Below are 25,273 nucleotides of genomic sequence, written 5' to 3' on the forward strand. Positions count from 1 at the left end.
GGCGGAGCTTCATGGAGAGCATGGACAGCCGAGCCCCCCTGCTCTCCATGGGACGCTGCCGCACTTCCCCCATCCTGGTGGGATGCGCCATCGTTCCGCATGCAACTGACAGCTTCCGGAACCCCTTATCTGTTCTTCACGGGTAAGGGCGGAGTGGGCAAGACCTCGCTCGCCTGCGCGACGGCCATCCGCTTGGCGGATGCGGGCAGGCGCGTGCTGCTCGTCAGCACGGACCCTGACTCCAATCTCGACGAGATGCTGGGCGTCGAGTTGTCGCGCCAGCCCAGGGCTGTTCCCGGAGTCCCGGGCCTGATGGCGCTCGACATCGATCCCGAAGCCGCCGCTGACGCCTACCGGGAGCGGGTCCTCGCGCCCTTCCTCGGGCACGCGCCCGAGACGGAGGTGAAGAAGATCCGGGAGGAGCTGTCCGGCGCCTGCACCACGGAGATCGCCGCGTTCGACGAATTCGCCGGGCTGCTGGAAGCGACGTGGCGCCAGCAGTTCGATCACGTGGTGTTCGACACGGCACCCACGGGCCACACCCTGCGTCTGCTCAGCCTGCCCCGGGCCTGGACCGACTTCCTCGACAGCAACACCCGCGGCGCCTCCTGCCTCGGGCCCCACTCAGGGCTCACGATGCGCAGGGAGCGCTTCTCCGCGGCCCTCGCCGCCCTCGCCGATCCCCAACTCACGACCGTCGTGCTTGTCACGCGGCCGGAGCGCGCGGCGCTTCAGGAGGCGGAGCGGACCGCTGGCGAGCTGCGCGCCTTGGGACTGGTCCACCAACGACTGGTCATCAACGGCGTCTTCCGGCCCATGGCCCCGTCGGATCCGGTCGCCCTGGCCATCAGGGAGCGGGAACAAGCCGCGCTGGCACGCATGCCGCCAGCGCTCCGGTCGCTGCCGGCCGAGCAGGTGGCTCGAGTCGTGCGCGACCATGCCCGACGTGTCGCGCTCGTGCCGTGGATGGCCCAGGAACCTACCGGGCTGGAGCGGCTCCACGCACTGGCAACCCACCCAGCCCGAGGGGAGCGTGACTCAAACGCTCCGGACTCCATCCTCCCTGCCCGCCCGGCGAGTCCAGCCCTCGTGCTCCAGGAACGCCATGACGCGGGCTCGCACGTCATCGCGAATCTCGCGCACGCGCTCCACCGGCTTGCCCTTGGGGTCTTCCAGCGGCCAGTCCTCCCGCTTCAACCCCGGCACGTACGGGCAGGCGTCGCCGCACCCCATGGTGATGAGCCACTGAGCGCCCTGCGCCAGTTCGTCCGTGAGGCGCTGGGGCCGGGCGCCCGACAGGTCGACGCCCACCTCGGCCATGGCGGCCTGCACCTCGGGATGAACGCGCTCACCGGGCTGGGTCCCGGCGGAAACGGCACGCGCCCTGGCCGGATCCACCAGGGCGTTGAAGAAGGCCGCCGCCATCTGCGAGCGGCCGGCATTGTGGACACAGGCGAAGATGACCGTGTTCATCGCGAGGACTCCGATGGAGGAGGCGAGGTGTTCTCGAAGCGGCGGGGCAGCACGGCGTCACGGGCCTCAGGGAAGAGCCGCCGCCTGAGCCACAGCGACAGGTAGACGAGCGCGGCGTCACGGGGGGAGGTGTCAGCTCCCGGTTGCCTGGGGCGGAGGCGAGGCAACCGGCCCGCTACGCGCTCGCCCGTCGATGAACGCCTCGATGGGGCCCGCGGCCTCGTGCGTCTGCTCGGACCGAACGAAGTGCGTCCGCAGCTGCTCACACGCCTGCTTGCAGGCCGGATCCCGGAGGACGGCATCGAGCGCGGTGAGCAGCCGCTCCGCGGTGAAGTCGCGAGGCGCGATCGTCCGCCCCACCCCGTGCAGTTCGACCAGCCGCCCGATGTCCGGCTGATCGAACTGGAGCGGGATGGAGACCATGGGCACGCCGAACGCGATGCACTCCTTCACGCTGTTCGTGCCGGCGTGGTTCACCATGACCGCCGCCTTGCGCAGCAACCCCAGCTGGGGCGCGACCTTCACGGCGATGACCCCGGGAGGCACGTCGAACATCGACGGCTCCATCGATGAGCCCACCGCGATGACGAACTGGAGGTCCGGACGCCGCGAGGCCGCCAGGAAGGCCTCCCGGAGGATGCGCAGGTTGTGCGCGGACGTCGCCGCGAGCGTCCCGAGCGCGAAGAAGACCAGCGGACGCTCTTCGCTCACCTGCTCCCAGGGGAAGTCGGGCTCGCGGCGGTCCCGGTCGATGCACGGCTCGATGTAGCAGTATTCGCCCGGAGCGCTTTGCACGCGGACCTCCGCGAACTCGCGAGGGCACAGCAGCAGCTCCGGAGAGAGCGCGCGGTCCAGGCCGGGCATGCCCCGGACGTCTTTCAGCGGATAGCGATGCTTGCGCGCGAGCGCCAGCAGCGAGGGCTTCAGGCGGGGAAAGAACCCGAGCGCCGTCAGGAGCCACTCGCCCGGCATCGCGCCGCCGCGGCCCGGTCCGCGCTGCGCCCCGGCCTCACGCGGAATGAGCTCCGGGGGAATCGTCACATTCATCTGGAGCACCGGGATGCCCAGGCCATGCCCGATGACGGAGAGGTGCCGGAGCTTCTCGTCGCAGATGAGCAGGTCCGGACGCAGCCCCCGCAGGGCGTCATCCACCTCCCCGTCCACCATCCGCTTCAGCGCCTGATTGAAGCGCGCGGCCTGTGTGCGCAGGAACCACAAGAGCCGAGGGCCCTTCAGCCGCGCCGCGGTCGCGCGCAGCTCGCTCAGCTTCCCCTTGGGGAAGACGTCCGCGAACAGGGGCGTGAACTCGAAGCCCTCCGCGCGCACCTCCTCCTCCAGCTCCAGGATGCCCAGGTAGTGCACCCGGTGCCCCCGCCGCTGCAGCGACCGCGCGATTCGCAGGCTGGGATTGACGTGACCCGGCACGGGCAGGGGCGCGATGACGATGGTGGCCATGGGGCACTTTCGGGCGTGAGAACGGGCAATCCTGTTTATCAGGTGCTTTTATCTTGGAAATATTGTAAAACACGCCAGCTTGGATCTCCCGTGAGCCACTCCTTGGACATCGCGCCAGTTCAGCCCGTCCGCACTCCGGCATGGGACGTCGAAGGGGTCCCGGCTCCGAGGGAACTGCTGGGCATCGTCGGAGGCCTCGGGCCCCTGGCCTCCGCGGAGTTCCTGAAGACGATCTACGAGGAGAACCCCTTCGAGCTGGAGCAGGAGGGGCCGGCGTGCATCCTCCTGTCCTATCCGAACGTGCCGGATCGCACGCAGGCCATCCTGCGAGGCGAGGAGACGGCGGTCGTGCGGTGGCTCGAAGGCGTCATGAGCCGCCTGCGTTCGCTCGGCGCACAGCGCATCGTGATCGCATGTGTCACGATGCACCACTTCCTGGGATACGTCTCACCGGCGCTGCGTGAGCTCACCGTCTCGCTCGTGGACATGGTGCTCGACGAGGTGATTGCGTCCGGCAAGCGCTGGCTCATCCTCTCCAGCCAGGGCACTCGCACCGCGCGCGTCTTCGAGCGCAACGAGCGTTGGCGCGTGGCGGAGCCGCACCTGCACTGGACCACGCCCGAGGAGCAGGCGGAGCTGCACGAGGTCATCTACCGGCTCAAGAAGCACGGGGACGCCACCGAGGCGACCGCGCTGTGCGAGCGGCTGGTCCGCACCCACGACGTGGACGGCTTCATCGCGGGCTGCACGGAGCTGCACCTCGTCACGAGGCAGCTGCGCACGCTGCCTCCGGACGAGCGGGTGCGGAGCATCGACCCGCTCTTCCTCGTGGCGAACCGCATGCCGGGCCGGCGTCAACCGGCCTGAGCGCGGCGCCGGGCCCTGCTCAGTTGAGGAAGGCCTTCCAGGACGACATGAGGAACGTGAGCGCCTGACGCTCGACCTCGGACAGGTCCGGATGCCAGGTGTCGACGAGGAGGACGGCCCGGAAGCGGTCGGAGTCGTTGCGGACTTCGTGCTCGAAGGAGTCGTCGAACACGATGCAACGGCCCTCTTCCCAGCCGCGCGTCTCGCTGCCGACGCGCATCTCGCAGGCCGGGGGAACGACGAGCCCCAGGTGACACCGGATGCGGGTGTTGGTGAAGCCGCAGTGGGGCTTCACCTGCGTCCCCGGGGCCATGACGGAGAAGTAGGCCATGCCCGCCACCTCGATGCCCGGCACGTGCGCGAGCGCCCGGGTGGTGTTGGGGCACGAGGCCTGGTTCTCCACGAAACGGTGGCCCGTGTTGAAGAAGTAGAACGTGTCCCACTTGCCGCGGACCGCGAGCATGCGGGACTCGGGGTGGGTGCTCAGGCTGCCGTACTGCTCCAGCAGCTCCGCGCGGATGGCCGGAAAGGCCTGCTCCAGCGCTGCGACGAAGGCATGGCGCTGGGGGTCATGCCACGGCTTCGCCTCCAGCCCCGGGCACATCATCACCGGGTTCTGGAGCGGCGCGCCGCGGACCTCCGAAGAGGACAACCCCTCCACCAGGCGCGCGATCTTCGCGGGCTCGATTTCACGCTGCTGCGCCCAGTTCTTCAGCGCCATCAAACTCGCGGCTCGGGGATCCATCGGCATGGCTTTGCGTCTCCAGAGGGCCGCCATCCTGACTGGTGGATGGGAGACAAATCAATAAAATCCCACAAGGCTAGTTAAACGGTTCTATCTAGCTTGGATGGCGTGACCATCGCCAAGCCGCGCGTTTCCCAGACAGGGCCAGGGTGGAGGCTCCGGTTGAGGTACCAGTGGGCGGGCCTGCGGGGGGCCTATGCCTGGTTCCGGGCGCGGTACGTCCTGCTCAGGCCCCTGCCCGGGGACATCTACATCGCGACCGCGGCGAAGGCCGGGACGACGTGGATGCAACAGATTGTCTTTCAATTGCTACACAAGGGACACGGAGAGTTCGAACACATCCAGGACGTCTCGCCCTTCCTGGACACGCTGGGGACGAAACCAGAGAGCCGTGCACTGCTGGCCGCGCTGCCGTCGCCCCGGGTCATCAAGACGCATCAAAATCACGCGCTGTTGAGGCCACCGGCCAGCAGCCGGATCATCTACGTCACGCGGGCGGCCTCGGACAGCTTGCTCTCCTACTACCACCAGCAGGTCCTCCGTCAGGGCGGGAGCCAGGACTTCGGGCAGTACCTCCAGGGGGCGCTGCGGCACAACGGCTGGTCGTCGCATCTGCGGTCCTGGTGGCCGCACCGCAAGGACCCGAACGTCCTGCACGTGCGCTACGCGGGCCTGGTCGCGAACCGGGAGCAGGAGTGCCGGCGCATCGCCGCGTTCCTGGGCCTGCGCCTGGAAGAGGCGTGGCTGCCGGGCATCCTGGAGAAGACGAGCTTCGACTACATGAAGCGAAACACCCACCGCTTCGACCCGCTCCGAGGCAGGCCGGGAAGTGGCAGCTTCATCCGCGAGGGGAAGGTAGGCAGCGGCCACGGCGCGCTCGACCTGGAGCACCAGGCCCTGCTGGAGCAGGCGTTGGCGCCGCTGTACCGCGAGCTTGGCATCCAGGGCGGCGAGGTCTGAAGCCTCCCGCCGCCCGCGTTACCGCTCAGTCCTCCAGTTGCTCCGGAGTGAGGCAACCCGCCGCGAGGTCCAGATCCTCCAGCGGGATGCGCTGGATGTGCTCACGGGGCTCATCGACGTTGTCGCGGTACTTGTGCGAGCCGCTCTCGTAGGTGACCCAGATCTCACCATCGATGATGTTCACGCCCTGGGCATAGGGGTCGATGAGCCCGTTGCCAATGTCCACGCGCTTGTCGATGTCCGCGGAGAACGTGTCCTCGGTGGACGTGAACGGCTGGTAGATGAGCTTCTTGTCGCCCGTGGTGAAGATGATGCCGTCGTCGGTGACGGTCATCCCCTGCGCGCGGTCCGGGGCACGGATGGGCCCCTCACGAGAGTCCTCGATGAGTTCGCCGGTCTTCTCGTCGATCTCGTAGCGCCAGACGGCGCCCGCCTTGCCGTCGCCGTCCTTGCTGTAGCCACCGATGTACGCGTAGCCATCCTTCACGGTCATGTAACTGCCAGCGGAGACCAGGCCGATGCCCGTGGCCGGATCCTTCAGGTCTTCAGGCTTGGGGACATCCATGACCTGCGAGGGCATGGCCTCGCGGCACTCGTTCTGCGCGGCTTCGATCTCCTCGCGCGTGTAGACGTAGATGTGATCCGTGTCGGAGACATAGACGTGGTCACCATCCGTGGAGACGCCGCCACCATGGCTGGGAGGACCCGCGGGCGGCGGTCCACCGAGCACGGCCTGATGCGTCTCCTTCCCGGAGTCCTTGTCCTGCACGGACAGGAGCACCCGGTGGTCGTCGTTGTAATAGGTCGTGAGCACTTCACCGCGCTTGGCGTCGTAGCCCTGTCCCTGGGGAGTCCATCCGGCGTCCAGGTGGATGAACTCCGGGCCGACCTTCTCCCCGCTGCTCGCCTTCGTCAGCGGCGAGTCCACGCTCGCGGCAGCCGCGGCCGAAGGCGTGTTCCCGTAGCCGCTGAGGTTCACCGGGCTGGCCTTCGCCGCGTCCAGACCGTCCTGGAAGTACGGCGCGGCGGTGGGAGCGGGCGTGGGCGGAGGCTGGGGGGCCACCGGAGGCTTGGCGAGCGCGGTCTGGACCGTGCTGACGACCTGGCGGATGAGGGAGCTGATCAAGGGCCTGTCTCCGGGTGAAGATGCGTGGGGCACGAATCCTAAATGACGGAATGGTGGCGTTCCTCCCGCCATTCCCGGGGAATTATCGGCACTCGACGCTTCGGAGTTTCCGATTCCATGTTGATTCGAATGTTTCAGGAGGTAGGCCTGACTTGGCGCGCCGACGGCGGGATGGCGCCTCGATGCCTGCCACCTGCTGGTGGCGGATCGCATCCTTTCTTCAAGGGGAGCACGCCATGCCCATCTACGAGTTCTTCTGCCGCAAGTGTCAGGAGCCCTTCACCGCGTTCATGTCCATGCAGGAGCACGACGAGCGAGCACCGAAGTGCCCGCGCGGCCACGACGCGAAGGAGGTGGAGAAGCGCATCTCCTCCGCCCATGCCGTGACGACAAAGAAGTCGCTCACCTACTGAAGGACTCGGGGCCTCCGGTCCTTCGTCGATGATGACTCCCAGCCAGCAAGACAAGGGGTTGGTTACCCTCTTCCTCTGCGGCGACGTGATGACCGGCAGGGGCATTGATCAGGCACTGCCCCACCCTGCTCCACCCGGCATCCATGAGTCCTACCTGAAGGATGCCCGGGCCTACGTCGCGCTGGCGGAAGAGCGCAACGGCCCCATCCGCAAGCCGGTCGGCTTCGGAGAAATCTGGGGAGACGCGCTCGCCGCGCTGGATCAGGCCGCGCCCGACGTCCGGCTCATCAACCTGGAGACAAGCATCACCACGAGCGATCAGTGGTGGCCCGACAAGGGCATCCACTACCGCATGCACCCGGAGAACGCCGCCTGTCTCAAGGCGGCCCGAATCGACTGCTGCGCGCTGGCGAACAACCACGTGCTGGACTGGGGTTACCCGGGGCTGACGCAGACCCTGGCCACCCTCCGCCGTCAGGGAATCGCCACCGCGGGACTGGGGGAAGACCTGGAGGAAGCCCAGAAGCCCGCGCTCCTGGCCGCCGGTGCCGGGCGGAGGGTCGTGGTGTTTTCGGGTGGAGATGTCAGCAGCGGCATTCCGCCATCCTGGGCGGCGAGGAAGGACAGACCGGGCGTGGACCTGCTGCCTGGTTGTGCGGAGTCCTGGACCGCGAGGGACGCCGGCTGGCACCGCGGACGCGGGTGGAGCTGGATGGGAACGGGGTCCTCCTCCTGCAATGGGAGTGAGGAAGGAGCCCGGCGCGGGCGGTGACGAACGCCACCGCCCGCTTCGATTCATCAGGGACTACTGGATGGTGTACGCCACCGTGCCGCTGCAGCTCCCGCTGGAGTAGCAGCCGGCGCGGATCTGATAGGTGCCCGCCGTCGTGGCCTTGAAGCTCGCGTAGGACAGCGTGCCGCAGGCGTCGTCGTTCGAGGCCACCTGGGTGGTCCCGTTGTACAGGCGCAGGTACGTGTCACCCGAGCCGGAGGCGCCCGGCACCGTGCAGGTGCCGAACTTCAGGGTCTGTCCGGCGGCCAGCGTGACGTTCTGGTTGACAGTGTTCTGGTTGGCGCTGTTGGTGTTGGTGGCGTTGAAGGTGAACGTCACCGGCGTCGGGGGCGGCGGGTAGCCAGCGCACAGGCGCGTGCTGGTCGCCACGCCGCAGTACTCGTCGATGGCCGGCCGGACGTACGTGATGTCCTCGCCGCGGCAGCCCGTCTCCGTGCAGGTGTTGACGACGTTGCAGCTCCCGTTGGCTTTGTAGTCAGTCTCACCGCGCACCAGGATGCCGGCCACGGTGTAGCCATTGTTCTCATACACGCCCGAGCCCGAGTTGCCGCCGAACGTGTCCGTGGTGCCCACGAAGTAGTCCAGCGTGCCCGCGCGCGCGTCACGCACCGAGCCACCCGAGTCGATCTTGAAGGGAATGCCGCTGCCCGATCCGATGACCGTCACGTTGGTGCCCACGGGCAGCGCGGCGTTGCCCGCGCGAATGGGGGCGGGCGTGAAGCGCGGGGTGGCCGGCCGGTCCAGCCGGACGACGGCGAAGTCCAGGTTGCGACCGCCCACCGTGGCCTGCTGGCGCGCGACAATCGCCTGGCAGGAGAAGATGTCCGCGGTCGTCACCGTCTGCAGGGTGCCGGCGGCGGTGCGGTAGAAGTTGAAGACGAAGCGCGTGCTGGAGCAGGCCGACGCGCTGGTGATGCAGTGGCCCGCCGTGAGCACCAGGTCATCGTCGATGAGCGTGCCGGAGCAGAAGGCCGGGGTCAGGTCGTCCAGGAAGCGCTCGGAGGTGCAGAGGTTGTACGCGGAGCGCAGCGTGGACGCGTTGAAGGTGACGTTGTTGGGGTTGGTCGCGTTGAAGTCCGACGGGTTCATCAGCGCGACGGTGGACTGCTGAGCGCGAGCGCGCAGCGTGGCGTTCGCGTGCGCGTACACGTCCGTGCGGTTGTCGGTCCCGTAGACGACGGGCTGCTGCTCCGTGCCCACGGGAGCGCTGTCGGTGGGCTCGGTCTCGGGGGCCGGTCCACAGGCCACGAGGGAAAGGGTACACAGCAGCGTTCCAAGCAGCGTCCTACGGCCGGAAGTCCGGGGGATTCGCATGTGCTGAACACTCCTTGAGGGTAAGGACCGCCCGCCAGGAGGCGAGCAGCGGACCGCATGCTCGCGCCAACCATGCATTTTCTGCAACCTGCACTTAACGATAACTCAGCGTGATACCGGAAGTCCCCGCAGCCAGGAGTGCATCATTCCTGCGGGGATGAACTTCGCTGTGTCACGCGTCAAGGTCGCGAATGGCTCGTCGGCAGTTCCGCTCGAGTTCCTCCAAACCCGCTGCAAGAGCCCGGCGCGACTTCGCGCGCAGGAGGAGCTCTCCGGCAAGCTCCCGTGTCTTCGCAATGGGCTCGTCGTAAAGCCTTTTCACAACTCCGTCCGCCTGCTCCATCAACGTCGCCCGGAACTGGTCGCCGGCATCGTCGAACTGAATCCGAACGTCTGCGCGAGCGCGGCGCATGGCCCGTTCGCCTTCCTCACGAGCCTTCTCCTCGCGGTAATTCAAATACACCTCAAGGCCGACAAGAAGCGGCCCCAGCGCCTTGCCTGCCTCTCCGAAGAAAGATCCAAGCTTCTTGATGCCCCACGGTTTGAACTTGCCACCAAGGAACTTGTAAATCTTCGCGACCGCCTCGCCGACCTCCTTTCCGTTCTTCGCGATCTGCGCCGCCCCAGAACGTGCCGACTTCAGCAAGGAGTCGCGAAGGCCCTTCGAAATGCCGTCGCCCTCCTCTGGGAGGTCGGGCCGGGAAAAGTCGACGGAGAAGTCCTCAAGGACCTTCTTCGCTGCGGGTGACGCTTCCAGTTCCTCAAGCCGGTTGGCGATGTCGTGGGAGAGCCGTTCGACAAGAGCGCTGAACTCATGGCCGGTCTCTTCGACCACGCGCTCGATCTCGCCGTTGATCTGCCTCCAGAGCGCCTCGATTTCCTCGGGCGCCACCTTGCTATCTAGCGCCTTGAGGATCCGCTCGCAGGGCTTCACCAGGCGAGCGCGTGCGCGATCACAAAGCGCGTTGAATTCGTTACGACCAGCGGTGCGGCCTTCACTGAGCTGGAAGGCCTTCCGGCGAAGAAACGCCTCGGCGTTTTGCGCGGAGGGATCCTCAGCGAGCGCCAGCGCACGAGCATCTCCGATCAAATCGAGCAACTGCTGGAGCGGGCGAGCCGCCTGCCCGAGCAGCCCCCGCTCCCGCGTAATGATGTCGATTGCCTCGAAGAGGGTGTCGAAGCGGCTCTCCATGAGGCGGCGCTGCTTGCGCGCCTCATCCGTTTGAGAGAGCGCCGAGACGTAGTCTCGCGCCGAAACGACGACCGGGCCGAATGGCTCGATCGACAAGGGCTGGATTTCCTCGGCCAACGTCGACTTGATGAACGCGACTGCCTCTTCGGGAGTGCGTCGATCGAGGTTGAACCGATCGAACTTGTTCACGACGAGGAGCATCTGGTGGCTCTTCGCGAGCCTGTCGGCGGCCATCCGGAAATACGGGAGGCTCGCAGCATTGAACAATTCGTTGGTCACCACGTAGAGCAGCAAGTCCGCATCGGCGATGGCCCTGCGGGCGCGCTCGTCGTGCTCGAACTGTCCCGACAGCGTGCCTGGCATGTCGACGAGGTCGATGTCTCCAAACGGGTAGAATGTCACCTCGGAAGTCGTCGGTCCCGCGGCGACGGCGATGCTCTGCCCCGTGAGCGCCTGAACAAGGCTGCTCTTTCCAACGGAGTACTCACCGGCGAGCGCGAGCGACAGGCGCCGCGGATCCAGCCGCACTGTTTCCCGAGTGCGGTCGAGCAGTTCGCGGGCAGGCTCACCGGCGTCCTCAAGGAGGCAGGTGAACTGGTCGAGTGCGTGGCGCGCAGTCTCTCGGGCCTCTGCGAAACGGAGCCGGCGTTGCCTCATCGGGAGCCTCGCTGTTCAGCCCGCGCTTTCGTCACGAGCGAGATTTTGACACCGAGCACTTCGCTGGCGAGGAGCAGGTTTCGGCTGCGCCTGCCGCGGATGGCTCCGACGAGTGGCCCATCCGCCTGAACCGAAATAACCTGGCTGATGGAGACCGCTCGAGGGTCGAGCCGCGCTGGCCGAAGCGCATCCACCACCATTTCACGTGTCGTCCGCTCGCCGGTATCAGCAACCACGTCAATGGGCGTACCGATGTGGGCCTGGATCGCCCTCAGTTGCGCTCCGCCACGGCCTACAACGAGGCCGATGGGCGAGCCTCCGTCGGAGCACCACACGCGGAGCTTGGCGCGGTAGCGCATCCACTGGGTCGCGTCGACGAGTTCGACCTTTCCCGACCGGAATGCCGGGTGGCACTGAGTGAGGAGGACACGGTAGGAGGCACGTGCCAGAACATGACGGGAGTGGTGCAGCGTATCGACAAGGGTCCCTGTCGCCCGCACGAGCCCGTCGAACGCATCGCAGAGACCACCGAGGAAGTCACCGACGGAGTGGCCCGTTTTCGCGGTGGCCGCCTTCGTCCACTCGTAAAGACGGTCATTCAAGCTCCGGTACGCGGTCCAGAGCTGGTCCTGCATGGCCTGCCGGAGGTCCCGATGCTGGCGGTTCAGCTCTCGCGCTGCACTCGCATCCAATTCCTCAGCCATCGTTTCGACGCCCGACGAGAATAGCCAGCCCCCAAGAAGCGATCCGACAAGCGCGCCAATGGGTCCGAGCAGCCCACCGATGGCGCCTCCCAGGACGGCGCCGCCTCCGCCAGCAAAAGGCTTGCTGCGACGCAGAAGGCGCGCCGCCCCCTTCTTCCAATCCTGACTCTCGAATTCCGGCTCGTCCACGTTCTCGATTTCGGCTTCGATTTGCATGAGAGCGACGAGGTCGCTTCGCAGACCCTCGCGAAAATCCTCGACGTTCCGTTGCAATCGCTTGATCACGCCCTGTTGATATCCGTGGGCCATCTCTTGGACCGTCTTCCAGCGGCAGACCCGGCGGAACGCATTCTTGGGCGATTCGGATTTCTCCCCTCGGATGATCTCTCCTGCGAGGTCGTAGAGCTGGTCATTCACCCGTAGAAAATGGCCTTTGAGTTGCGAGAGCTCGGTGGCCGAGTCCACGGTGACGCGCTCGAAACGCCTTGCGGCCTCGCCCCGCTTGCGACGCAATTCCGGGAGCTGCCGCTGCAACACGGGCAGGTCCTCTTCCAGTTCATCCGCGATGCTTTGCGCGAACCACGCGAGCGCATCGAACGGTGCCGTCGCACGGATGGCCAGGCCATCCCGCGTGAGGGTGTTCGCCACGACGCGGATGACATCGTCGATGCGACTGTGTTCCCAGAGGAACGCTCGACGGTCTGGGTCTTCCTCACGCTGCGCCTCGAAGGCGACGTTCGCGCAATACGGAATGATGGGGACCTCGTCCCCCGGAAAAGCGCTCTGAAGCTGCACGCGGATGAGTTCGACGTATTCGCTGACCTCACGCGCATCCCACGCATCATCCAGGTCTCCGGCAAGGAGCCTCCTGTTCGCGGCCTTCACGTTGAGCAGGACGGCCAGACGCTTGTGCTGGCCGCGGATCTCCCGCATCCGCTCGAACAGTTCGGGTTCGATGGAGTCGTCCGCGACGACCATGCAGATCAGGTCGGCACGGGTGACGTAGGACTCAGCGACTCCGGCGAGTTCCTTTCGAAAGCCCAGCAGTCCAGGTGTGTCGACAAGAAGCAGGCCGTCACAGGGCACGCCTTCAATCTTCTTCGTGTAGTCGGGTCCGCCGTCGCCGATCGTATCCCCACTCCCTGCGCTGATCGCCTCGATCGTGGTCGACTTCCCGGCCATGGTCTTGCCGAAGAACAAGACCGTGAACGTGTCGAGTTGTTCCCGCCGGAGCTCGTGCGCGTCGACCAAATCCTTGAAGCGCTCCTGGATACGCGCACGCTTCTGCTCGAGCAGCGGAGCGACCGCCTTGCGGAGCTGCGCATGCGAGTGACGGCCGAGCTCCATCCGCGCGACCTTTTCAAGCTCCGCATCAAAGGCACGGAGCGCCTTCTCCATGCGGCCGAACTCGGCCTGGGTGGCCGCGAAGCTCTCGCGAGCCACGTGACGGCACCGCGCGACACTGCTCTTCAGGTCAACGCGACCGAGACGCTCGCGACGGGCACTCGGACGAACGGCGGGCTGCGACATGCCAGGCCTCCCCTCGGCTCTCGGTCACACTGGCCGACGAGATTCCACCGTTCAAGGTGACTCCCCATGAGAGGTAGGCGGAGCTGTAGGCGCGGAGGTTCTCCCAGGGGAAGCGCAGCGAAGTGTCTAGCCGGCTCACGCCCACGTAGGGCCAGGGCTCGCCACCTGCCCGCTCGCGGAAAAAACAAAGGCCCTGGAGTCACCGGCTTGCACCGGAAACTCCAGGGCCTTCATTTTGGTCGGGGCGACAGGATTTGAACCTGCGACCACTTGCACCCCAAGCAAGTGCGCTACCAGGCTGCGCTACGCCCCGAGAACCGCCGTCGTGAAACGGTGCTGCCTTATGCCCTCGCCGCTTTCTTGGGTCAAGCGCGAGGTGACGGACACCGGTGAAAAAAACCTACTCGTCACCCTCTTCCATTCCCTCGTCGAAGTCCTCGCCCCGGGCTTCCGCCGCGTCCGCCGCCGCCTCTTCCTGCGCGTCGATCTCCGCGTGGTTCTCCGGGGGTGCCTCGCCGTTCAGGGCACTCTTCAACACCTGGCTCGGCCGGAAGGTCAGGACCCGGCGGGCACTGATCTCGATCTCCTTGCCCGTCTGCGGGTTGCGGCCCACGCGCGCCTTCTTCTGGCGCACCTGGAAGTTTCCGAACCCGGAGATCTTGATCTTGTCCCCGCGCTCCAACGTCTCCTTCACGGTGTCGAAGACGAGCTCGACGATCTCCGCCGACTCCTTCTTGGAGAAGCCGACCTTCTCGTAGACCCCCTCGATGATGTCCGCTTTCGTCATGCGAGTCCTCTGGCACCCGTGATTGGCCGGTGAACGCGGGGCATGGTGTCAGCCTTCCCCGAACCGTGTCAACGTCCTGACTTCATTCAGGAATTCAGGCGCGCAGCGCCGCTCCCAGCCGCTGGTTCACCTCGGTGATGATGCGCTGGTGGGCCGCCGTGACCTCCGCGTCGGTCAGCGTCCGCTCGGGCGAGCGGTACCTCAAGGCGTACGCCAGGTTCTTCTTCCCCTCGGGGATGGGCTTGCCCGTGTAGACGTCGAACACCAGCGCGTCCTCCACCAGCGGGGCTCCCACCTCCAGGATGACCCGGCGCACCTCCTCGTTGCGCAGCTCCAGCGGCACCACCACCGCCAGGTCGCGCAGCACCGCCGGGTACTTCGGCAGCGCCGCCGCCTGCGGCACCAGCCGCGCCGCCGCGTACAGCGGATCCGTGTCCAGTTCGAACACGAACACGCCCTCCGGCAGGCCCAGCGCCTTCGCCACGCGCGGGTGCACCTCGCCCACCAGGCCCAGCACCGTCCCGTCATTGAGCGCCACCTGCGCGCAGCTCCGCGGGTGGTACGCGGGGGCCTCCGCAGGGGTGAAGGCCGCGCCCTCCACGTGCAGGGCGTGCAGCAGCGCCTCCACCGCGCCCTTCGCGTCGTAGAAGTCCACGCGCGAGTCCTTCTGCGTCCAGCTCCGGCCACCGCCCCGCAGGCCCCACACCAGGCCCGCCACGCGCGGCACCTCGCGAGCCGCCGGGCGCATGCCCTGCCCGCCCTGCGCGTCCCGGAAGTACGCCCGGCCCGTCTCGTAGAGGCCCACCGACTCCACCTGATGGCGCACGCTGCGCGACAGGTTCTCCAGCAGGCCCGGCAAGAGGCTCGTGCGCATCACCGACTGCTCGACGCTCAGCGGGTTCATCAGCGCGATGGGCGCTTCCTTCCCGCCCAGCACCTCCAGCGACTTCGGCGCCACGAACGAGTAGTTCACCACCTCGGACAGGCCCACGCCGCCCAGCGCGTGGCGCAGCCGGCGCTCGGCCTCCATGGACAGGGGCTCCGGCGCCAGCGTCTCCAGCCCTCGCGGCAGCCGCGCCGGGATGTTGTCGTAGCCGTACACGCGGGCGACCTCCTCCATCAGGTCCTCCTCGCGCTCCACGTCCACGCGCGCCCGGGGCACCTCGTACGTCGTCTGCCCCTGCGCCTCCTCCACGGACTTGAAGCCCAGCGCCGTCAGGATGCGCCGGACCTCCGCCTCCGGCACCGCCACGCCCAGCACCTTCTCCACCCGCGCGTAGCGCAGCGTCGCCCGGCGCGGCGCCAGGGGCTCCGGCTGCACGTCCACCCGGCCCGGCGCCACCGTGCCACCCGACAGCTCCGCGATGAGCTGAGCGGCCCGGTCCAACGCCGGCAGCACCGCGTCCAGGTCCGCCCCGCGCTCGAAGCGGTGCGACGCCTCCGTGTGCAGCGCGTAGCGCTTCGCGGACCGGCGCACGCCCGAGCCGTGGAAGTGCGCGGACTCGATGACGATGCGCTTCGTGCCCTGCGTCACCTCGCTGTCGCCGCCGCCCATCACGCCCGCCAGCGCCTGGGCGCGGTCGCGGTCCGCGATGACCAGGTCGTCCGCGTCCAGCGTGCGCTCCTTGTCATCCAGCGTGCGCAGCTTCTCGCCCGGCTTCGCGGTGCGGACGACGATCTCCTGGCCCGCCACCTTCTCCAGGTCGAACGCGTGCAGCGGCTGGCCGTACTCCAGGAGCACGTAGTTGGTGACGTCCACCACGTTGTTGATGGCACGCACGCCGCACGCCTTCAGCCGGTCCTGCATCCACTGAGGCGACGGCTGGACGGTGATGCCCTCCACCACCCGCGCCGCGTAGCGCGAGCAGCGCTCCTTCGCGTCGATGCGCACCTTCACCAGCTCCGCCACGTCCTTGCCGGACTCGGTGGGCTTCGGCTGCGGCGGCTTCAGCTGCGCGCCCGTCACCACGCCCACCTCGCGCGCGATGCCCAGGTGGCTCAACGCATCCGGCCGGTTCGGGGTGACGTTCACCTCCAGCACGGAGTCATCCAGCCCCAGGGCCTCCGCGATGGGGAGGCCCAGCTTCGTGTCCGCGGGGAGGATGAGCAGGCCGGACGAGTCCTCAGTGATGCCCAGCTCCTTCGCGGAGCAGAGCATGCCGAAGCTGTCCACGCCCCGGAGCGCGGCCTGCTTGATCTCCATGCCGTTGGGCAGCTTCGCGCCCACCGTGGCCAGCGGCACCTTGTCACCGACCTTGAAGTTCTTCGCGCCGCACACCACCTGGAACAGCGCGGAGCCGCCGATGTCCACCTGCGTGACGGACAGCTTGTCCGCGTTGGGGTGCTGCACCGACTCGCGGATCTGCGCCACCACCACGCCGCGCAGGCCCTCGCCGGGGCGCTCCACGCCTTCGATCTCCAGGCCCGCCGCGGTCAGCTTGCGCGCCAGCTCGTCCACGGACGGCGGCAGCGCGACGTAATCACCCAGCCACTTCACTGAAATCTTCACAGGGTTGTCCTCTTGAGTGGTGGGCCGGAATCAGAACTGCGCGAGGAAGCGCGCGTCGTTCTCGAACATCATCCGCAGGTCGTCGATGCCGTAGCGCAGCATGGCCAGGCGCTCCACGCCCATGCCGAACGCGTAGCCCGTCACTTCCTTCGGGTCGTAGCCCGCGGCGGTGAAGACGTTCGGGTGCACCATGCCGCTGCCCAGCACCTCCAGCCAGCCGGTCTGCTTGCACACGCGGCAGCCCTTGCCGCCGCACGACGCACAGGTGACGTCCACCTCCGCGGAGGGCTCCGTGAAGGGGAAGAACGACGGGCGGAAGCGCGTGCGCGTCTCCGAGCCGAAGAACGCCTTCACGAACGCGTCCAGCGTGCCCTTCAGCTCCGCGAAGCTCACGTCCTTGTCCACCAGCAGGCCTTCCACCTGGTGGAACATGGGCGTGTGCGTGATGTCCGAGTCCCGCCGGTACACCCGGCCCGGCATCACCGCGCGGATGGGCGGCTTGCGCGACAGCATGTGCCGCACCTGCACCGGCGACGTGTGCGTGCGCAAGAGCGACGGGCTGTCCGCCTTCTTCGCGTGGCCCAAGGAGGGCTCGTCCACGTAGAACGTGTCCTGCATGTCCCGCGCGGGGTGGTCCTTGGGCAGGTTCAGCGCCTCGAAGTTGAAGTAGTCGAGCTCGATCTCCGGCCCAACGGCCACCTCGAACCCGAGGCGCGCGAACGTGCGGACGATGTCCTCCAGCGTGCGCGACACCGGGTGCCGTCCGCCGGGCAGCACCGCGCGCCCGGGCAGCGTCACGTCCAGCTTCGGGCCCTTCAGCTGGGCCTCCAGCGCGGCCTCCTCCGCCCGCTTCGTGGCGTCCGCCAGTAGCTGCTCCAGCTCCGCCTTGACGGTGTTGGCGATCTCTCCCAACGCGCGCCGCTCATCCGGGGGCAGCTTGCCCATGCCGCCCAGCACCGCGGACAGCTCGCCCTTCTTGCCCAGGTAGCGGATGCGCAACGCCTCCACCTGCGAGGGCTCCGACACGCCGGAGATCTCCTGGCGCGCCGCGTCCGCCAACGCCTGCAACCGGTCTCGCATGGTCCTCTTCCCGCCTTCCATTCACGCCCCGGAACGCCTTCTGGCACCGGGCAAAAAAAAGGGCCGCCCCCTGGTGGAGGCAGCCCGTTTCAGCTTCGGGAGCCGGCGTCACCGCCGGCCGTGTCTCAGGCTGCCTTCGCGATGTTGGCGATGGCGGCAAAGCCCGCGGGGTCCGCGATGGCCAGATCCGACAGGACCTTGCGGTCCAGGGAGATCTTCGCCTTCGCCAGGCCGGCGATCAGCTTCGAGTAGGACAGGCCCACGGTGCGGGCGGCCGCGTTGATGCGGACGATCCACAGGGAGCGGAAGTTGCGCTTGCGCACCGCGCGGTCGCGGGTGGCGTAGTCCAGGGCGCGCTCGACGGCCTGGTTCGCACGGCGGTAGCAGTTCTTGCGACGGCCGCGGAAGCCCTTCGCAAGCTTGAGAATGCGATTACGACGACGACGAGCCTTGAAACCCTTTTTGACGCGCATGACACACTCCTGACTTCTGGAAGGGAGCCCGGGGCGCTGGCCTCACGCCGCTCCGCCAGGACTCACGATTGGTTCAAACCCGAGGACGACTCAGGCGCCGTAGGGGAACAGCTCCTTGATGACCTTCTTCGCGTCCATGTCGCGCAGGTGGCCCGTGCCACGGTTGCCGCGCTTCTGCTTGGGCGTCTTGGAGAAGGTGAACAGGTGCTTGCTGAACGCCTTGCCGAACTTCACCTGGCCGCTCTTCTTCACGTGGAAGCGCTTCTTCGCGGCGCTGCGGGTCTTCAACTTGGGCATGATCCCAAACCTTCCTTCTGCCTGTCGGCCGGCAGTCTTCGTGACTGACGGCGGACCGGGACACACGGTTCCCGGACGCTTTGGGCGGAAGCCTCTATCACTCTTTTGCCGCGACGGGGGCAGGATTTCCTACCGCCGACGCGGAAACGACCGCCGTGGCGACCGCCGGCCTGGCTTCCTGCTTCTTCGCGGCCGCCTCCACCGCCTGGCGGGCAAGCTCCCGGGCGCGCTGGGCCACCTTCGGGTTGGGGGCCAGAATCATGAACATCTGGCGCCCCTCCATCCGGGGGTTCTGCTCCACCACCGCGATTTCCTTCAGGTCCTTCACCACGTCGTCCAGGATGGCGCTCCCCAGCTCCTTGTGGGTGATTTCACGACCCCGGAACTGGATGGTGATCTTCGCCTTGTTCCCTTCCTCCAGGAACCGGCGGGTGTTGCGGACCTTGAACTCGTAGTCGTGCTCCTCCGTCTTGGGGCGGAGCTTCACCTCTTTCAGGTGGACCACGACCTGCTTCTTCTTGGCGTCCGAGGCCTTCTTCTTCTCCTCGTACTTGAACTTGCCGTAGTCCATGATCTTGCAGACTGGCGGCTTGGCCATGGGGGAGATCTCGACCAGGTCGAGACCGTCCGCCTGGGCGCGCGCCAGGGCTGCTTCGAGGGACATGACTCCGAGCTGCTCGGCGTTGGGCCCGACGACGCGGACCTCCCGGGCTCGGATACGGCGATTGGTTCTCTGATCGCGGACGATGGGAGGACCCTCCGACGGCTCGGGGGATGAGGGCGTGCCTCAATCCCCGGAAGTCGCGCAAGTAGTCCAGCCCGGACGGGGAGTCAAGTCCCCTACACAACTCAGGGCAGCGCGGCTTCCTTCGCCAGCAGCGCCTCGAAGTCCGCGGCATTCATCGTCTTCAGGTCCTCGCCGCCGTACCGGCGGGGGGCCACGGCGCCGGCCTCCACCTCGTTGTCACCCACCACCAGGGTGAAGGGGACCTTCTGCATCTGGGCTTCGCGGATCTTCGCGTTGAGCGTCATGCCGCGCTCGTCCAGCTCCACGCGGAAGCCCTTGGCGCGCAGGTCGTCACGCACCTTGCGGGCGTAGTCCAGCTGACGGTCCGCCACGGTGACGATGGTCGCCTGCACGGGGGCAAGCCACGCGGGGAAGGCGCCTGCGAAGTGCTCGATGAGGATGGCGGTGAAGCGCTCGAAGGAGCCGAAGATGGCGCGGTGGAGGACCACCGGGCGGTGCTCGGCGTTGTCCTCGCCCACGTAGGTGAGGTCGAAGCGCTCCGGGGCCAGGTAGTCCAGCTGCATGGTGCCCAACTGCCACTTACGGCCGATGCTGTCGGAGACCGCGAAGTCGATCTTCGGGCCGTAGAAGGCGCCGTCGCCGGGGGCCAGCTCGTACGCCAGGCCCAGCGACTCCAGGGCCGCCTTGAGGCCGCCCTCCGCGCGGTCCCAGAGGGAGTCGTCGCCCAGGCGCTGCTCGGGGCGCGTGGACAGCTTCACCGCGTAGGTGAGGCCCACCGCCTTGTAGACGCGATCCAACAGCTGCACGAAGCGCCGCACCTCGTCGGTGATCTGGCTCTCCATGCAGTAGATGTGCGCGTCGTCCTGCGCGAACTGGCGCACGCGGGTGAGGCCGCCCAGGGAGCCGGCCGCCTCGTTGCGGTGGAGCACGTCCTGGGTGTGCAGGCGCAGGGGCAGGTCGCGGTAGCTGTGCTTCTTGAAGCCGTAGAACAGGTGGTGCGACGGGCAGTTCATCGGCTTGAGGGAGAAGTCGTGCTCGCCGGACTCGCTGTCGAGCACCAGGAACATGTTCTCCTTGTACTTGCCCCAGTGGCCGCTCGTCTCCCAGAGGCCCTTGTTGAACATCAGGGGCGTCTTGATCTCCACGTAGCCGTCACCGGCCGTGAGCGAGCGCATCCAGTCCGACAGCGTCTGGTAGAGCGCGGTGCCCTTGGGCGTCCAGAAGGCGGCGCCCGGCGAGTACGGGTGGAAGTGGAAGAGGTCCAGCTCCTTGCCCAGCTTGCGGTGGTCGCGCTTGCGGGCCTCTTCGATGCGCGTGAGGTAGGCGTCCAGGGCCTTCTTGTCGAAGAAGGCCGTGCCGTACACGCGCTGGAGCATGGGGTTGCGGTGGTCGCCGCGCCAGTACGCGCCGCTGGAGGAGAGGATCTTGATGACGCCGATCTTCCCGGTGCTGGGCGCGTGGGGCCCCAGGCAGAAGTCCACCCAGTCGCCGTGCGTGTAGAGCGTGAGCGTCTTGGCGCCCTTGGCGGCGATGTCCTTGACGATCTCCACCTTGAACTTCTCGCCCTTCTCCTCGAAGAGCTTGATGGCGTCCTCCATGGAGATCTCGGTGCGGACGAACGGCATGTCCTGCTTGAGCTCCGCGTTGGCGGCCGCTTCGATCTTCTCCAGCTCCTCCGGCGTGAAGGGCTTCTCGCGGAAGAAGTCGTAATAGAACCCTTCTTCCGTCGCGGGACCGATGGTCACCTGCGTGCCGGGGAACAGCTTCTGCACGGCGCTGGCCACCACGTGCGCGGCGTCATGGCGGATGAGGTCCAGGCCTTCCGGGCTCTTGGACGTGAAGATCTGCAGCTTCGCGTCCTCGTCGAGCGTGCGGGCCAGGTCCATGTCCTGGCCGTTGACCCGGGCGAACAGGGCCGCCTTCGCGAGCCCCACGCCGATGCTGCCCTTCACGAAGTCCGCGATGGTCGTGCCCCGGGCGGTCTGCTTCTGGCTGCCGTCGGGGAGCGTCACCGTGATGGATTCGGACATGGCGGATAAACCTCTGCGCTGGAAAAAACCGCGGGCGGCAGGCTTTTGAGAAAGCCGGCCGCCCGCGAGATGGATCACTTACTGATGATGGGTCGTAGTGGGATCGAACCACTGACCCCTACCGTGTCAAGGTAGTGCTCTACCGCTGAGCTAACGACCCGTCGTGCGGATGGGCGCGGGGAATAACAGCGGGCTCCCGCACCTGTCAAGGAACATGAGCAGGGGCCCTGATCTTCCCCATGCTCACGACTCCAACAACGCGCGGACGCGTTTCATCACCGCGTCGAACATGGCGGGGGTGAGCCTCCCCGTCTGGGTGTTCTGCTGGCTGACGTGGTAGCTGCCCACCAGCCACCGGCCGTCCGGCAGCCGGAACTCGGCGCCATGGCCGAAGGCGGGACGGGGCGTGGGGAGCGGACCGCCCGTGCGGGCGGCGGACGCCAGCGCGGCGTTCCACCCGATGGCCCCCAGGGCGAGCAGCACCCGTCCGGGCAACAGCGCCATCTCCCGGTCCAGGAACGGCGCGCAGCGGGCCAGCTCCTCCGGCAGCGGCTTGTTGTCCGGCGGCGCGCACCGGCCGGCGGCGACGATGAAGGCGTCCGTCAGCTTCAGCCCGTCATTCCGGTGCTCGCTGTGCCCCTGGTTCGCGAAGCCCGCGCGCTGAAGCCCCGCGTAGAGGAAGTCGCCGGAGCGGTCCCCGGTGAACATCCGCCCCGTGCGGTTGGCCCCGTGCGCGGCGGGCGCCAGGCCCACGATGATCAGCCGGGCCTTCGGGTCGCCGAAGCCGGGGACGGGCTTCCCCCAGTAGTCCCAGTCGCGGTAGGCGCGCCGCTTCACGCGGGCCACCTCCTCGCGCCACGCCACCAGCCGGGGGCAGGCCCGGCACGCGATGATCTCCTGGTGCAGCTTCTCCAGCTTCGTCACGGCGCCTGGACGCTCCCCTTGTAGAGCTGCGTGCGGCGGTAGCGCTGGAGGACGACGCTCAGGACGACCTTCAGGATGGCGCTCGCCGGGACGGCCAGGAGGATGCCCACGAAGCCGAACAGCTCACCGAACGCGAGCACGGCGATGATGACCGCCACGGGGGCCAGGCCCACCTTCTCCCCCACGACGCGCGGGGTGATGACGAAGCCCTCGGCCAGCTGCCCGACGATGAAGGTCGCCGCCACCACCGCCAGCTGCCACGGCCCCTGCCAGGACAGCAGGACGCCCAGCACGGCCAGTACCACGCCGATGCCCGTGCCCAGGTAGGGCACCATGTTGCCGAAGCCTGCAATGAGGCCAATGGCGATGGCCAGGTCGATGCGCGCCACGGACAGGCCCACCGCGTAGAGCACCGACAGGATGGCGCCCACGGTGAGCTGGCCCTGCACAAAGGCGGACAGCACCTCGTCCACCTCGCGGAAGCGCTGGGTCACCAGCACCACGGAGCGGCGCGGCAGCAGGTCCTGGATGCGCCCCATGAGGCGCGGGTAGTCCTGGAGGAAGAAGAACGCCAGCACCGGCACCACCGACAGGCCCAGCAGCGTGGCCGCGAAGCGCGCGGTGTTGCCGGCGAAGCTCGCCACCAGCCGCGCCGCCGTGGGGCCCGCGCTCTGGAGCAACTCGGAGGCCTTCTCACCCAGCTCCGCGGTGCGCTGGCTCACCAGGTCCGGCAGCGACACGCCCAGGAGCGACTCCACCTGCGGCACCACCTGGGTGCTGGCGCGCTGGAAGAAGCCGGGCAGCTTCGCCGCCTCGTCGCGGAACACCGGCACCAGGTACAGGCCCGCGCCCACCATCAGCAGCGTGCCCGCGAAGAAGAGGATGGACGTGCCCCAGGTGCGGTCCACGCCGCGCTTCTCCAGGAGCGTCACCAGCGGGTTGAACGCGTACGCGCCCGTCAGCGCCAGCAGCACCGGCACCGCCACCCCGCCGAACACGGACAGGAGCGCGAACACCAGCGCCAGCGAGCCCACCATCACGCCGGACCAGATGAAGTCGACCCGGCGGGCCTCCGCCTCGTCCAACGCGGAGGGGTCGCCAGGCGGGGGCACGGGCTCCGGGTGCACGACGTGCAGCACCGGGGATACTTCCGGGGTGGCGATGGGCTGGGGGACCGCCTTCACCGCGCGCTCACTGCCTCTCTTGCGACGTCCGATGACCGCCTCCTGTCCCCGCCCATCCTACGGCGTCTTCGGCCCCTGATTGCGGTCCTTGAGCGGTCGCCCGCCTCCTCGCGGTGTAGGGGGCCAGCCCTGGTGGACCCCTCAGGGAGGAGCCCCGCCTTCGGGCGCCAGGGGCCGGAGCTTCACCTTCAGCGTCATCCGCGCGCCGTTGGGCTGGTAGTAGGTCGTGTAGGGGTAGAACCCGCGCTTCTTCACCTCCACCTGATGGAAGCCTGAGTCCCCCATCCGCAGGCTCCGGGACACCCCGGCGAAGTCGCTGCACGTCCCCTGCTCCACCCCGTCCAGGAGGATCTGCGCGTCCGAGGGCTCGCACCGGAGCACCAGGTCGCCGCGCTTGGCGGCGTTGGACGCCATCAACTGTTCCGCGCGGGCCACCGTCGCAGGCTGCTCCTGCTTCGCCGCGCAGCCGCTCATCAGCGCCGCGGCCAACGCGATGCGCGTGAGGGAGCGCGCGGACATCACTGCGTGACGATGACGACCCGGCCCTCGGCCAGGAAGCGGGTGTTGGCTTCGGTGAGCGCGCGGATGCCTTCGGCGCTCAGGACCAGGTCGGAGCCCTGGAGCTGCGCGGCCTTCACCACCAGCGGCTTGTCGCCCACGCGCGAGGCCTTCCGGGCCGCGTCCAGGCTGTTGAACCAGGCCGCGACGCCCGCGGTGCCGCGCGCCTCCTCCGTGAGCACCGTCGCGCCGTAGAGCGCCCTGCCCGTCCCGTCCACCAATCGGGGCGCGAGCACCGGCTGCGCGCCCAGCCCTCGCGCGTCCACCACGAGCCCCGTGTACTTCGCCGCGCCTTCGGCGTTGAGCACGATGGCCGGCTCCTGCGCGGGCGTCAGCGCCGCGCTGAGCACCGCGAGCGGCACCTCCACGTCCATCTCCACGCCGCTGTCGGAGAAGTAGCGCGTGGCCACGACCTTGTAGCCACGGATGGCGCCCTCGACGCGGCTCTTCACTTCGTCGCGCGCCAACTCGTCGCCCACCGTGCGGCCCGCGCTCACCTGGATGCTCCGGGCCTGCTCCAGCAGGTTGCGGAACGCGTCCTGCTTCGCGGCGCGCTCGGCGCCCAGGCGCGCCTGGCCTGGATTCGCGGCCTTGAGGTCCGGGGCCCCGGCGCCCGTGGCGCGCAGGATCTGGCCCTCCCAGTTGATGCCCGGGTTGCCCACGCCGCGCACAGGTTCAGCGGCGGGCGTGGCGGGTGCGGCGACCTTCGCGTCCTTGCCCTGGCCCAGCGCCGTCAGCGGCACGACCAGCAACAATCCCCACAGCGAACGCCTCACGGAGCACTCCTCCCGTTGTCGCCGCGACACGTCGGCGAGCGCACAGGGAACCTCTCCGGTCATTCAAGGGGGTCACTTCGCGCGAAGTCAAGGCGACCCGGAGACAGTCGGATCCGCCTGATGAGCCCGGCGCGGGGTACCGCGAACCGCCGGTGGCACCGCGCAATCGCGGTGACGCACGCGGAGGGTAACGCCTTGTGTCAGTTGCCTTCGGTGTGACGGTCGACGTAGGCGTCGATCATCTTGCGGTGCCGCTCGGTGAGCAGCGTGAAGCGCACGCCGGACTGCTCCTTGCGGCCCAGTTCCTTCCACTCGCGTACGACTTCACCCTCGGCGTAGATGATCTCCTCGGAGCCGGGGAGCTGGAACTGGAGGCCCACGCGGCGCGCGTCGTGCTGGGGCTCGATGAGGCGCGAGAGACTGACACCTTCCTGGCTGATGTCCGCGGCCCGGGTCATGTACGGCACGCCGCCCATGTACTTGTTGAGGTAGATGTCCAGGGGCGCCCGATTGGCCTTCCGCTTCTCGCTCATTGGCTCATGACCTCCGGCTGGTGCAACAGGCTGCTGCGGGGGTGCAGCGACCTGAAGGCACAGTACGTTCAGACGTCATGCGCGCAAGAAAACGGCGCCCTTCCCGACCGCCGGGCAGGCCTGCGTGCGCTGGGGTTTTCCGCTC

Annotated in this window: 23 protein-coding genes, 2 tRNA genes and 1 pseudogene; 5 read left to right on the forward strand and 21 right to left on the reverse strand. The window is 67.8% G+C overall.

Going from position 1 to position 25,273, the window contains the following annotated elements; genetic code table 11:
* Window positions 1–99: 99 nt before the first annotated feature.
* A pseudogene (locus JYJ93_RS40235) lies at window positions 100–906 on the forward strand (TRC40/GET3/ArsA family transport-energizing ATPase); the annotation flags it as partial.
* A 132-nt stretch (window positions 907–1,038) separates the two neighbouring features.
* Here the strand turns inward: JYJ93_RS40235 and JYJ93_RS40240 are convergent.
* Both JYJ93_RS40240 and JYJ93_RS24240 read right to left on the reverse strand, forming a co-directional pair.
* Window positions 1,039–1,473, reverse strand: coding sequence for an arsenate reductase ArsC (locus JYJ93_RS40240; RefSeq protein ID WP_242544641.1), 435 nt, complete (start codon window positions 1,471–1,473; stop codon window positions 1,039–1,041).
* Window positions 1,474–1,605: 132 nt separating this feature from the next.
* The gene (locus JYJ93_RS24240) at window positions 1,606–2,928 is read right to left on the reverse strand and encodes a glycosyltransferase (RefSeq protein ID WP_206795077.1); all 1,323 of its coding nucleotides are present in this window, start codon (window positions 2,926–2,928) and stop codon (window positions 1,606–1,608) included.
* Between the two features lie 90 nt (window positions 2,929–3,018).
* Here JYJ93_RS24240 and JYJ93_RS24245 point away from each other — a divergent pair, with 90 nt between their 5' ends.
* Window positions 3,019–3,795, forward strand: a complete 777-nt coding sequence (locus JYJ93_RS24245) for an amino acid racemase (RefSeq protein ID WP_206795079.1) — start codon at window positions 3,019–3,021, stop codon at window positions 3,793–3,795.
* Between the two features lie 19 nt (window positions 3,796–3,814).
* Here JYJ93_RS24245 and JYJ93_RS24250 read toward each other — a convergent pair whose 3' ends face one another.
* Window positions 3,815–4,546: an aspartyl/asparaginyl beta-hydroxylase domain-containing protein gene (locus JYJ93_RS24250; RefSeq protein WP_206795081.1), complete on the reverse strand. Its 732-nt coding sequence runs from the start codon at window positions 4,544–4,546 to the stop codon at window positions 3,815–3,817.
* 156 nt (window positions 4,547–4,702) lie between these two features.
* Between JYJ93_RS24250 and JYJ93_RS24255 the strand changes: the two genes are divergently transcribed.
* Entirely contained in the window at window positions 4,703–5,500 is a 798-nt protein-coding gene (locus JYJ93_RS24255; protein ID WP_206795083.1) for a sulfotransferase domain-containing protein, read from the forward strand.
* A gap of 25 nt (window positions 5,501–5,525) precedes the next feature.
* On the opposite strand, the gene JYJ93_RS24260 is transcribed toward JYJ93_RS24255, so the two are convergent.
* A complete protein-coding gene (locus tag JYJ93_RS24260) occupies window positions 5,526–6,626 on the reverse strand; it encodes a hypothetical protein (protein ID WP_206795085.1) in 1,101 nt (366 codons plus the stop codon).
* Between the two features lie 236 nt (window positions 6,627–6,862).
* Here JYJ93_RS24260 and JYJ93_RS24265 point away from each other — a divergent pair, with 236 nt between their 5' ends.
* Together JYJ93_RS24265 and JYJ93_RS24270 are read left to right on the forward strand one after the other, a co-directional pair.
* A complete protein-coding gene (locus JYJ93_RS24265; protein WP_206795086.1) occupies window positions 6,863–7,039 on the forward strand; it encodes a zinc ribbon domain-containing protein in 177 nt (58 codons plus the stop codon).
* 58 nt (window positions 7,040–7,097) lie between these two features.
* Window positions 7,098–7,811 (forward strand): CapA family protein, encoded by a 714-nt coding sequence (locus tag JYJ93_RS24270; protein WP_242543915.1) that lies wholly within the window; start codon window positions 7,098–7,100, stop codon window positions 7,809–7,811.
* Between the two features lie 33 nt (window positions 7,812–7,844).
* Here the strand turns inward: JYJ93_RS24270 and JYJ93_RS24275 are convergent, their stop codons facing one another.
* The 17 genes from JYJ93_RS24275 to JYJ93_RS24355 all read right to left on the reverse strand — a co-directional run bounded on the left by JYJ93_RS24275 (window position 7,845) and on the right by JYJ93_RS24355 (window position 25,128).
* Window positions 7,845–9,146 carry a serine protease gene (locus JYJ93_RS24275; protein ID WP_206795088.1) on the reverse strand — a complete coding sequence of 434 codons (1,302 nt, stop codon included), beginning with the start codon at window positions 9,144–9,146 and terminating at the stop codon, window positions 7,845–7,847.
* 172 nt (window positions 9,147–9,318) lie between these two features.
* Entirely contained in the window at window positions 9,319–10,995 is a 1,677-nt protein-coding gene (locus JYJ93_RS24280) for a GTPase domain-containing protein (protein WP_206795090.1), read from the reverse strand.
* Complete coding sequence (locus tag JYJ93_RS24285; protein ID WP_206795092.1) at window positions 10,992–13,229, reverse strand: GTPase; 2,238 nt, start codon at window positions 13,227–13,229, stop codon at window positions 10,992–10,994. The genes JYJ93_RS24280 and JYJ93_RS24285 overlap by 4 nt, the downstream gene beginning before the upstream one ends.
* A 236-nt stretch (window positions 13,230–13,465) precedes the next feature.
* A tRNA-Pro gene (locus tag JYJ93_RS24290) sits at window positions 13,466–13,542 on the reverse strand.
* Window positions 13,543–13,629: 87 nt separating this feature from the next.
* Window positions 13,630–14,016, reverse strand: a complete 387-nt coding sequence (locus tag JYJ93_RS24295) for an integration host factor subunit alpha (protein WP_014397244.1) — start codon at window positions 14,014–14,016, stop codon at window positions 13,630–13,632.
* A gap of 94 nt (window positions 14,017–14,110) precedes the next feature.
* The gene (gene pheT / locus JYJ93_RS24300) at window positions 14,111–16,525 is read right to left on the reverse strand and encodes a phenylalanine--tRNA ligase subunit beta (RefSeq protein WP_206795095.1); all 2,415 of its coding nucleotides are present in this window, start codon (window positions 16,523–16,525) and stop codon (window positions 14,111–14,113) included.
* Between the two features lie 30 nt (window positions 16,526–16,555).
* Window positions 16,556–17,605 carry a phenylalanine--tRNA ligase subunit alpha gene (gene pheS / locus JYJ93_RS24305; protein ID WP_014397246.1) on the reverse strand — a complete coding sequence of 350 codons (1,050 nt, stop codon included), beginning with the start codon at window positions 17,603–17,605 and terminating at the stop codon, window positions 16,556–16,558.
* Between the two features lie 125 nt (window positions 17,606–17,730).
* Window positions 17,731–18,078: a 50S ribosomal protein L20 gene (gene rplT / locus JYJ93_RS24310; RefSeq protein ID WP_014397247.1), complete on the reverse strand. Its 348-nt coding sequence runs from the start codon at window positions 18,076–18,078 to the stop codon at window positions 17,731–17,733.
* A gap of 90 nt (window positions 18,079–18,168) precedes the next feature.
* Window positions 18,169–18,375 carry a 50S ribosomal protein L35 gene (gene rpmI / locus JYJ93_RS24315; protein WP_014397248.1) on the reverse strand — a complete coding sequence of 69 codons (207 nt, stop codon included), beginning with the start codon at window positions 18,373–18,375 and terminating at the stop codon, window positions 18,169–18,171.
* Window positions 18,376–18,472: 97 nt separating this feature from the next.
* Window positions 18,473–19,123: a translation initiation factor IF-3 gene (infC, locus tag JYJ93_RS24320; protein WP_206800448.1), complete on the reverse strand. Its 651-nt coding sequence runs from the start codon at window positions 19,121–19,123 to the stop codon at window positions 18,473–18,475.
* A 101-nt stretch (window positions 19,124–19,224) separates the two neighbouring features.
* The gene (gene thrS, locus JYJ93_RS24325) at window positions 19,225–21,153 is read right to left on the reverse strand and encodes a threonine--tRNA ligase (protein ID WP_206795097.1); all 1,929 of its coding nucleotides are present in this window, start codon (window positions 21,151–21,153) and stop codon (window positions 19,225–19,227) included.
* Window positions 21,154–21,241: 88 nt separating this feature from the next.
* Window positions 21,242–21,313, reverse strand: a tRNA-Val gene (locus tag JYJ93_RS24330).
* A gap of 83 nt (window positions 21,314–21,396) precedes the next feature.
* Window positions 21,397–22,077, reverse strand: coding sequence for a uracil-DNA glycosylase (locus JYJ93_RS24335; RefSeq protein ID WP_206795099.1), 681 nt, complete (start codon window positions 22,075–22,077; stop codon window positions 21,397–21,399).
* Window positions 22,074–23,204, reverse strand: coding sequence for an AI-2E family transporter (locus JYJ93_RS24340; protein WP_269013129.1), 1,131 nt, complete (start codon window positions 23,202–23,204; stop codon window positions 22,074–22,076). The genes JYJ93_RS24335 and JYJ93_RS24340 overlap by 4 nt, the downstream gene beginning before the upstream one ends.
* A 198-nt stretch (window positions 23,205–23,402) precedes the next feature.
* A complete protein-coding gene (locus JYJ93_RS24345; protein ID WP_206795101.1) occupies window positions 23,403–23,780 on the reverse strand; it encodes a hypothetical protein in 378 nt (125 codons plus the stop codon).
* Window positions 23,780–24,595 carry a hypothetical protein gene (locus tag JYJ93_RS24350; RefSeq protein WP_206795103.1) on the reverse strand — a complete coding sequence of 272 codons (816 nt, stop codon included), beginning with the start codon at window positions 24,593–24,595 and terminating at the stop codon, window positions 23,780–23,782. Before JYJ93_RS24350 ends, JYJ93_RS24345 begins: the two co-directional genes overlap by 1 nt.
* 200 nt (window positions 24,596–24,795) lie before the next feature.
* Window positions 24,796–25,128 carry a PilZ domain-containing protein gene (locus tag JYJ93_RS24355; RefSeq protein ID WP_120566093.1) on the reverse strand — a complete coding sequence of 111 codons (333 nt, stop codon included), beginning with the start codon at window positions 25,126–25,128 and terminating at the stop codon, window positions 24,796–24,798.
* Between the last annotated feature and the right edge of the window lie 145 nt (window positions 25,129–25,273).

This window comes from Corallococcus sp. NCSPR001, assembly GCF_017309135.1.
Lineage (GTDB): Bacteria > Myxococcota > Myxococcia > Myxococcales > Myxococcaceae > Corallococcus.

Bases quoted from the DNA above. Each gene is read 5' to 3' on its own strand.
- JYJ93_RS40240 (WP_242544641.1), bottom strand. From the start codon at position 1,473: ATGAACACGGTCATCTTCGCCTGTGTCCACAATGCCGGCCGCTCGCAG.
- JYJ93_RS24240 (WP_206795077.1), bottom strand. From the start codon at position 2,928: ATGGCCACCATCGTCATCGCGCCCCTGCCCGTGCCGGGTCACGTCAAT.
- JYJ93_RS24250 (WP_206795081.1), bottom strand. From the start codon at position 4,546: ATGCCGATGGATCCCCGAGCCGCGAGTTTGATGGCGCTGAAGAACTGG.
- JYJ93_RS24265 (WP_206795086.1), top strand. From the start codon at position 6,863: ATGCCCATCTACGAGTTCTTCTGCCGCAAGTGTCAGGAGCCCTTCACC.
- JYJ93_RS24275 (WP_206795088.1), bottom strand. From the start codon at position 9,146: ATGCGAATCCCCCGGACTTCCGGCCGTAGGACGCTGCTTGGAACGCTG.
- JYJ93_RS24280 (WP_206795090.1), bottom strand. From the start codon at position 10,995: ATGAGGCAACGCCGGCTCCGTTTCGCAGAGGCCCGAGAGACTGCGCGC.
- JYJ93_RS24285 (WP_206795092.1), bottom strand. From the start codon at position 13,229: ATGTCGCAGCCCGCCGTTCGTCCGAGTGCCCGTCGCGAGCGTCTCGGT.
- JYJ93_RS24295 (WP_014397244.1), bottom strand. From the start codon at position 14,016: ATGACGAAAGCGGACATCATCGAGGGGGTCTACGAGAAGGTCGGCTTC.
- pheS (WP_014397246.1), bottom strand. From the start codon at position 17,605: ATGCGAGACCGGTTGCAGGCGTTGGCGGACGCGGCGCGCCAGGAGATC.
- rplT (WP_014397247.1), bottom strand. From the start codon at position 18,078: ATGCGCGTCAAAAAGGGTTTCAAGGCTCGTCGTCGTCGTAATCGCATT.
- rpmI (WP_014397248.1), bottom strand. From the start codon at position 18,375: ATGCCCAAGTTGAAGACCCGCAGCGCCGCGAAGAAGCGCTTCCACGTG.
- thrS (WP_206795097.1), bottom strand. From the start codon at position 21,153: ATGTCCGAATCCATCACGGTGACGCTCCCCGACGGCAGCCAGAAGCAG.
- JYJ93_RS24345 (WP_206795101.1), bottom strand. From the start codon at position 23,780: ATGTCCGCGCGCTCCCTCACGCGCATCGCGTTGGCCGCGGCGCTGATG.
- JYJ93_RS24355 (WP_120566093.1), bottom strand. From the start codon at position 25,128: ATGAGCGAGAAGCGGAAGGCCAATCGGGCGCCCCTGGACATCTACCTC.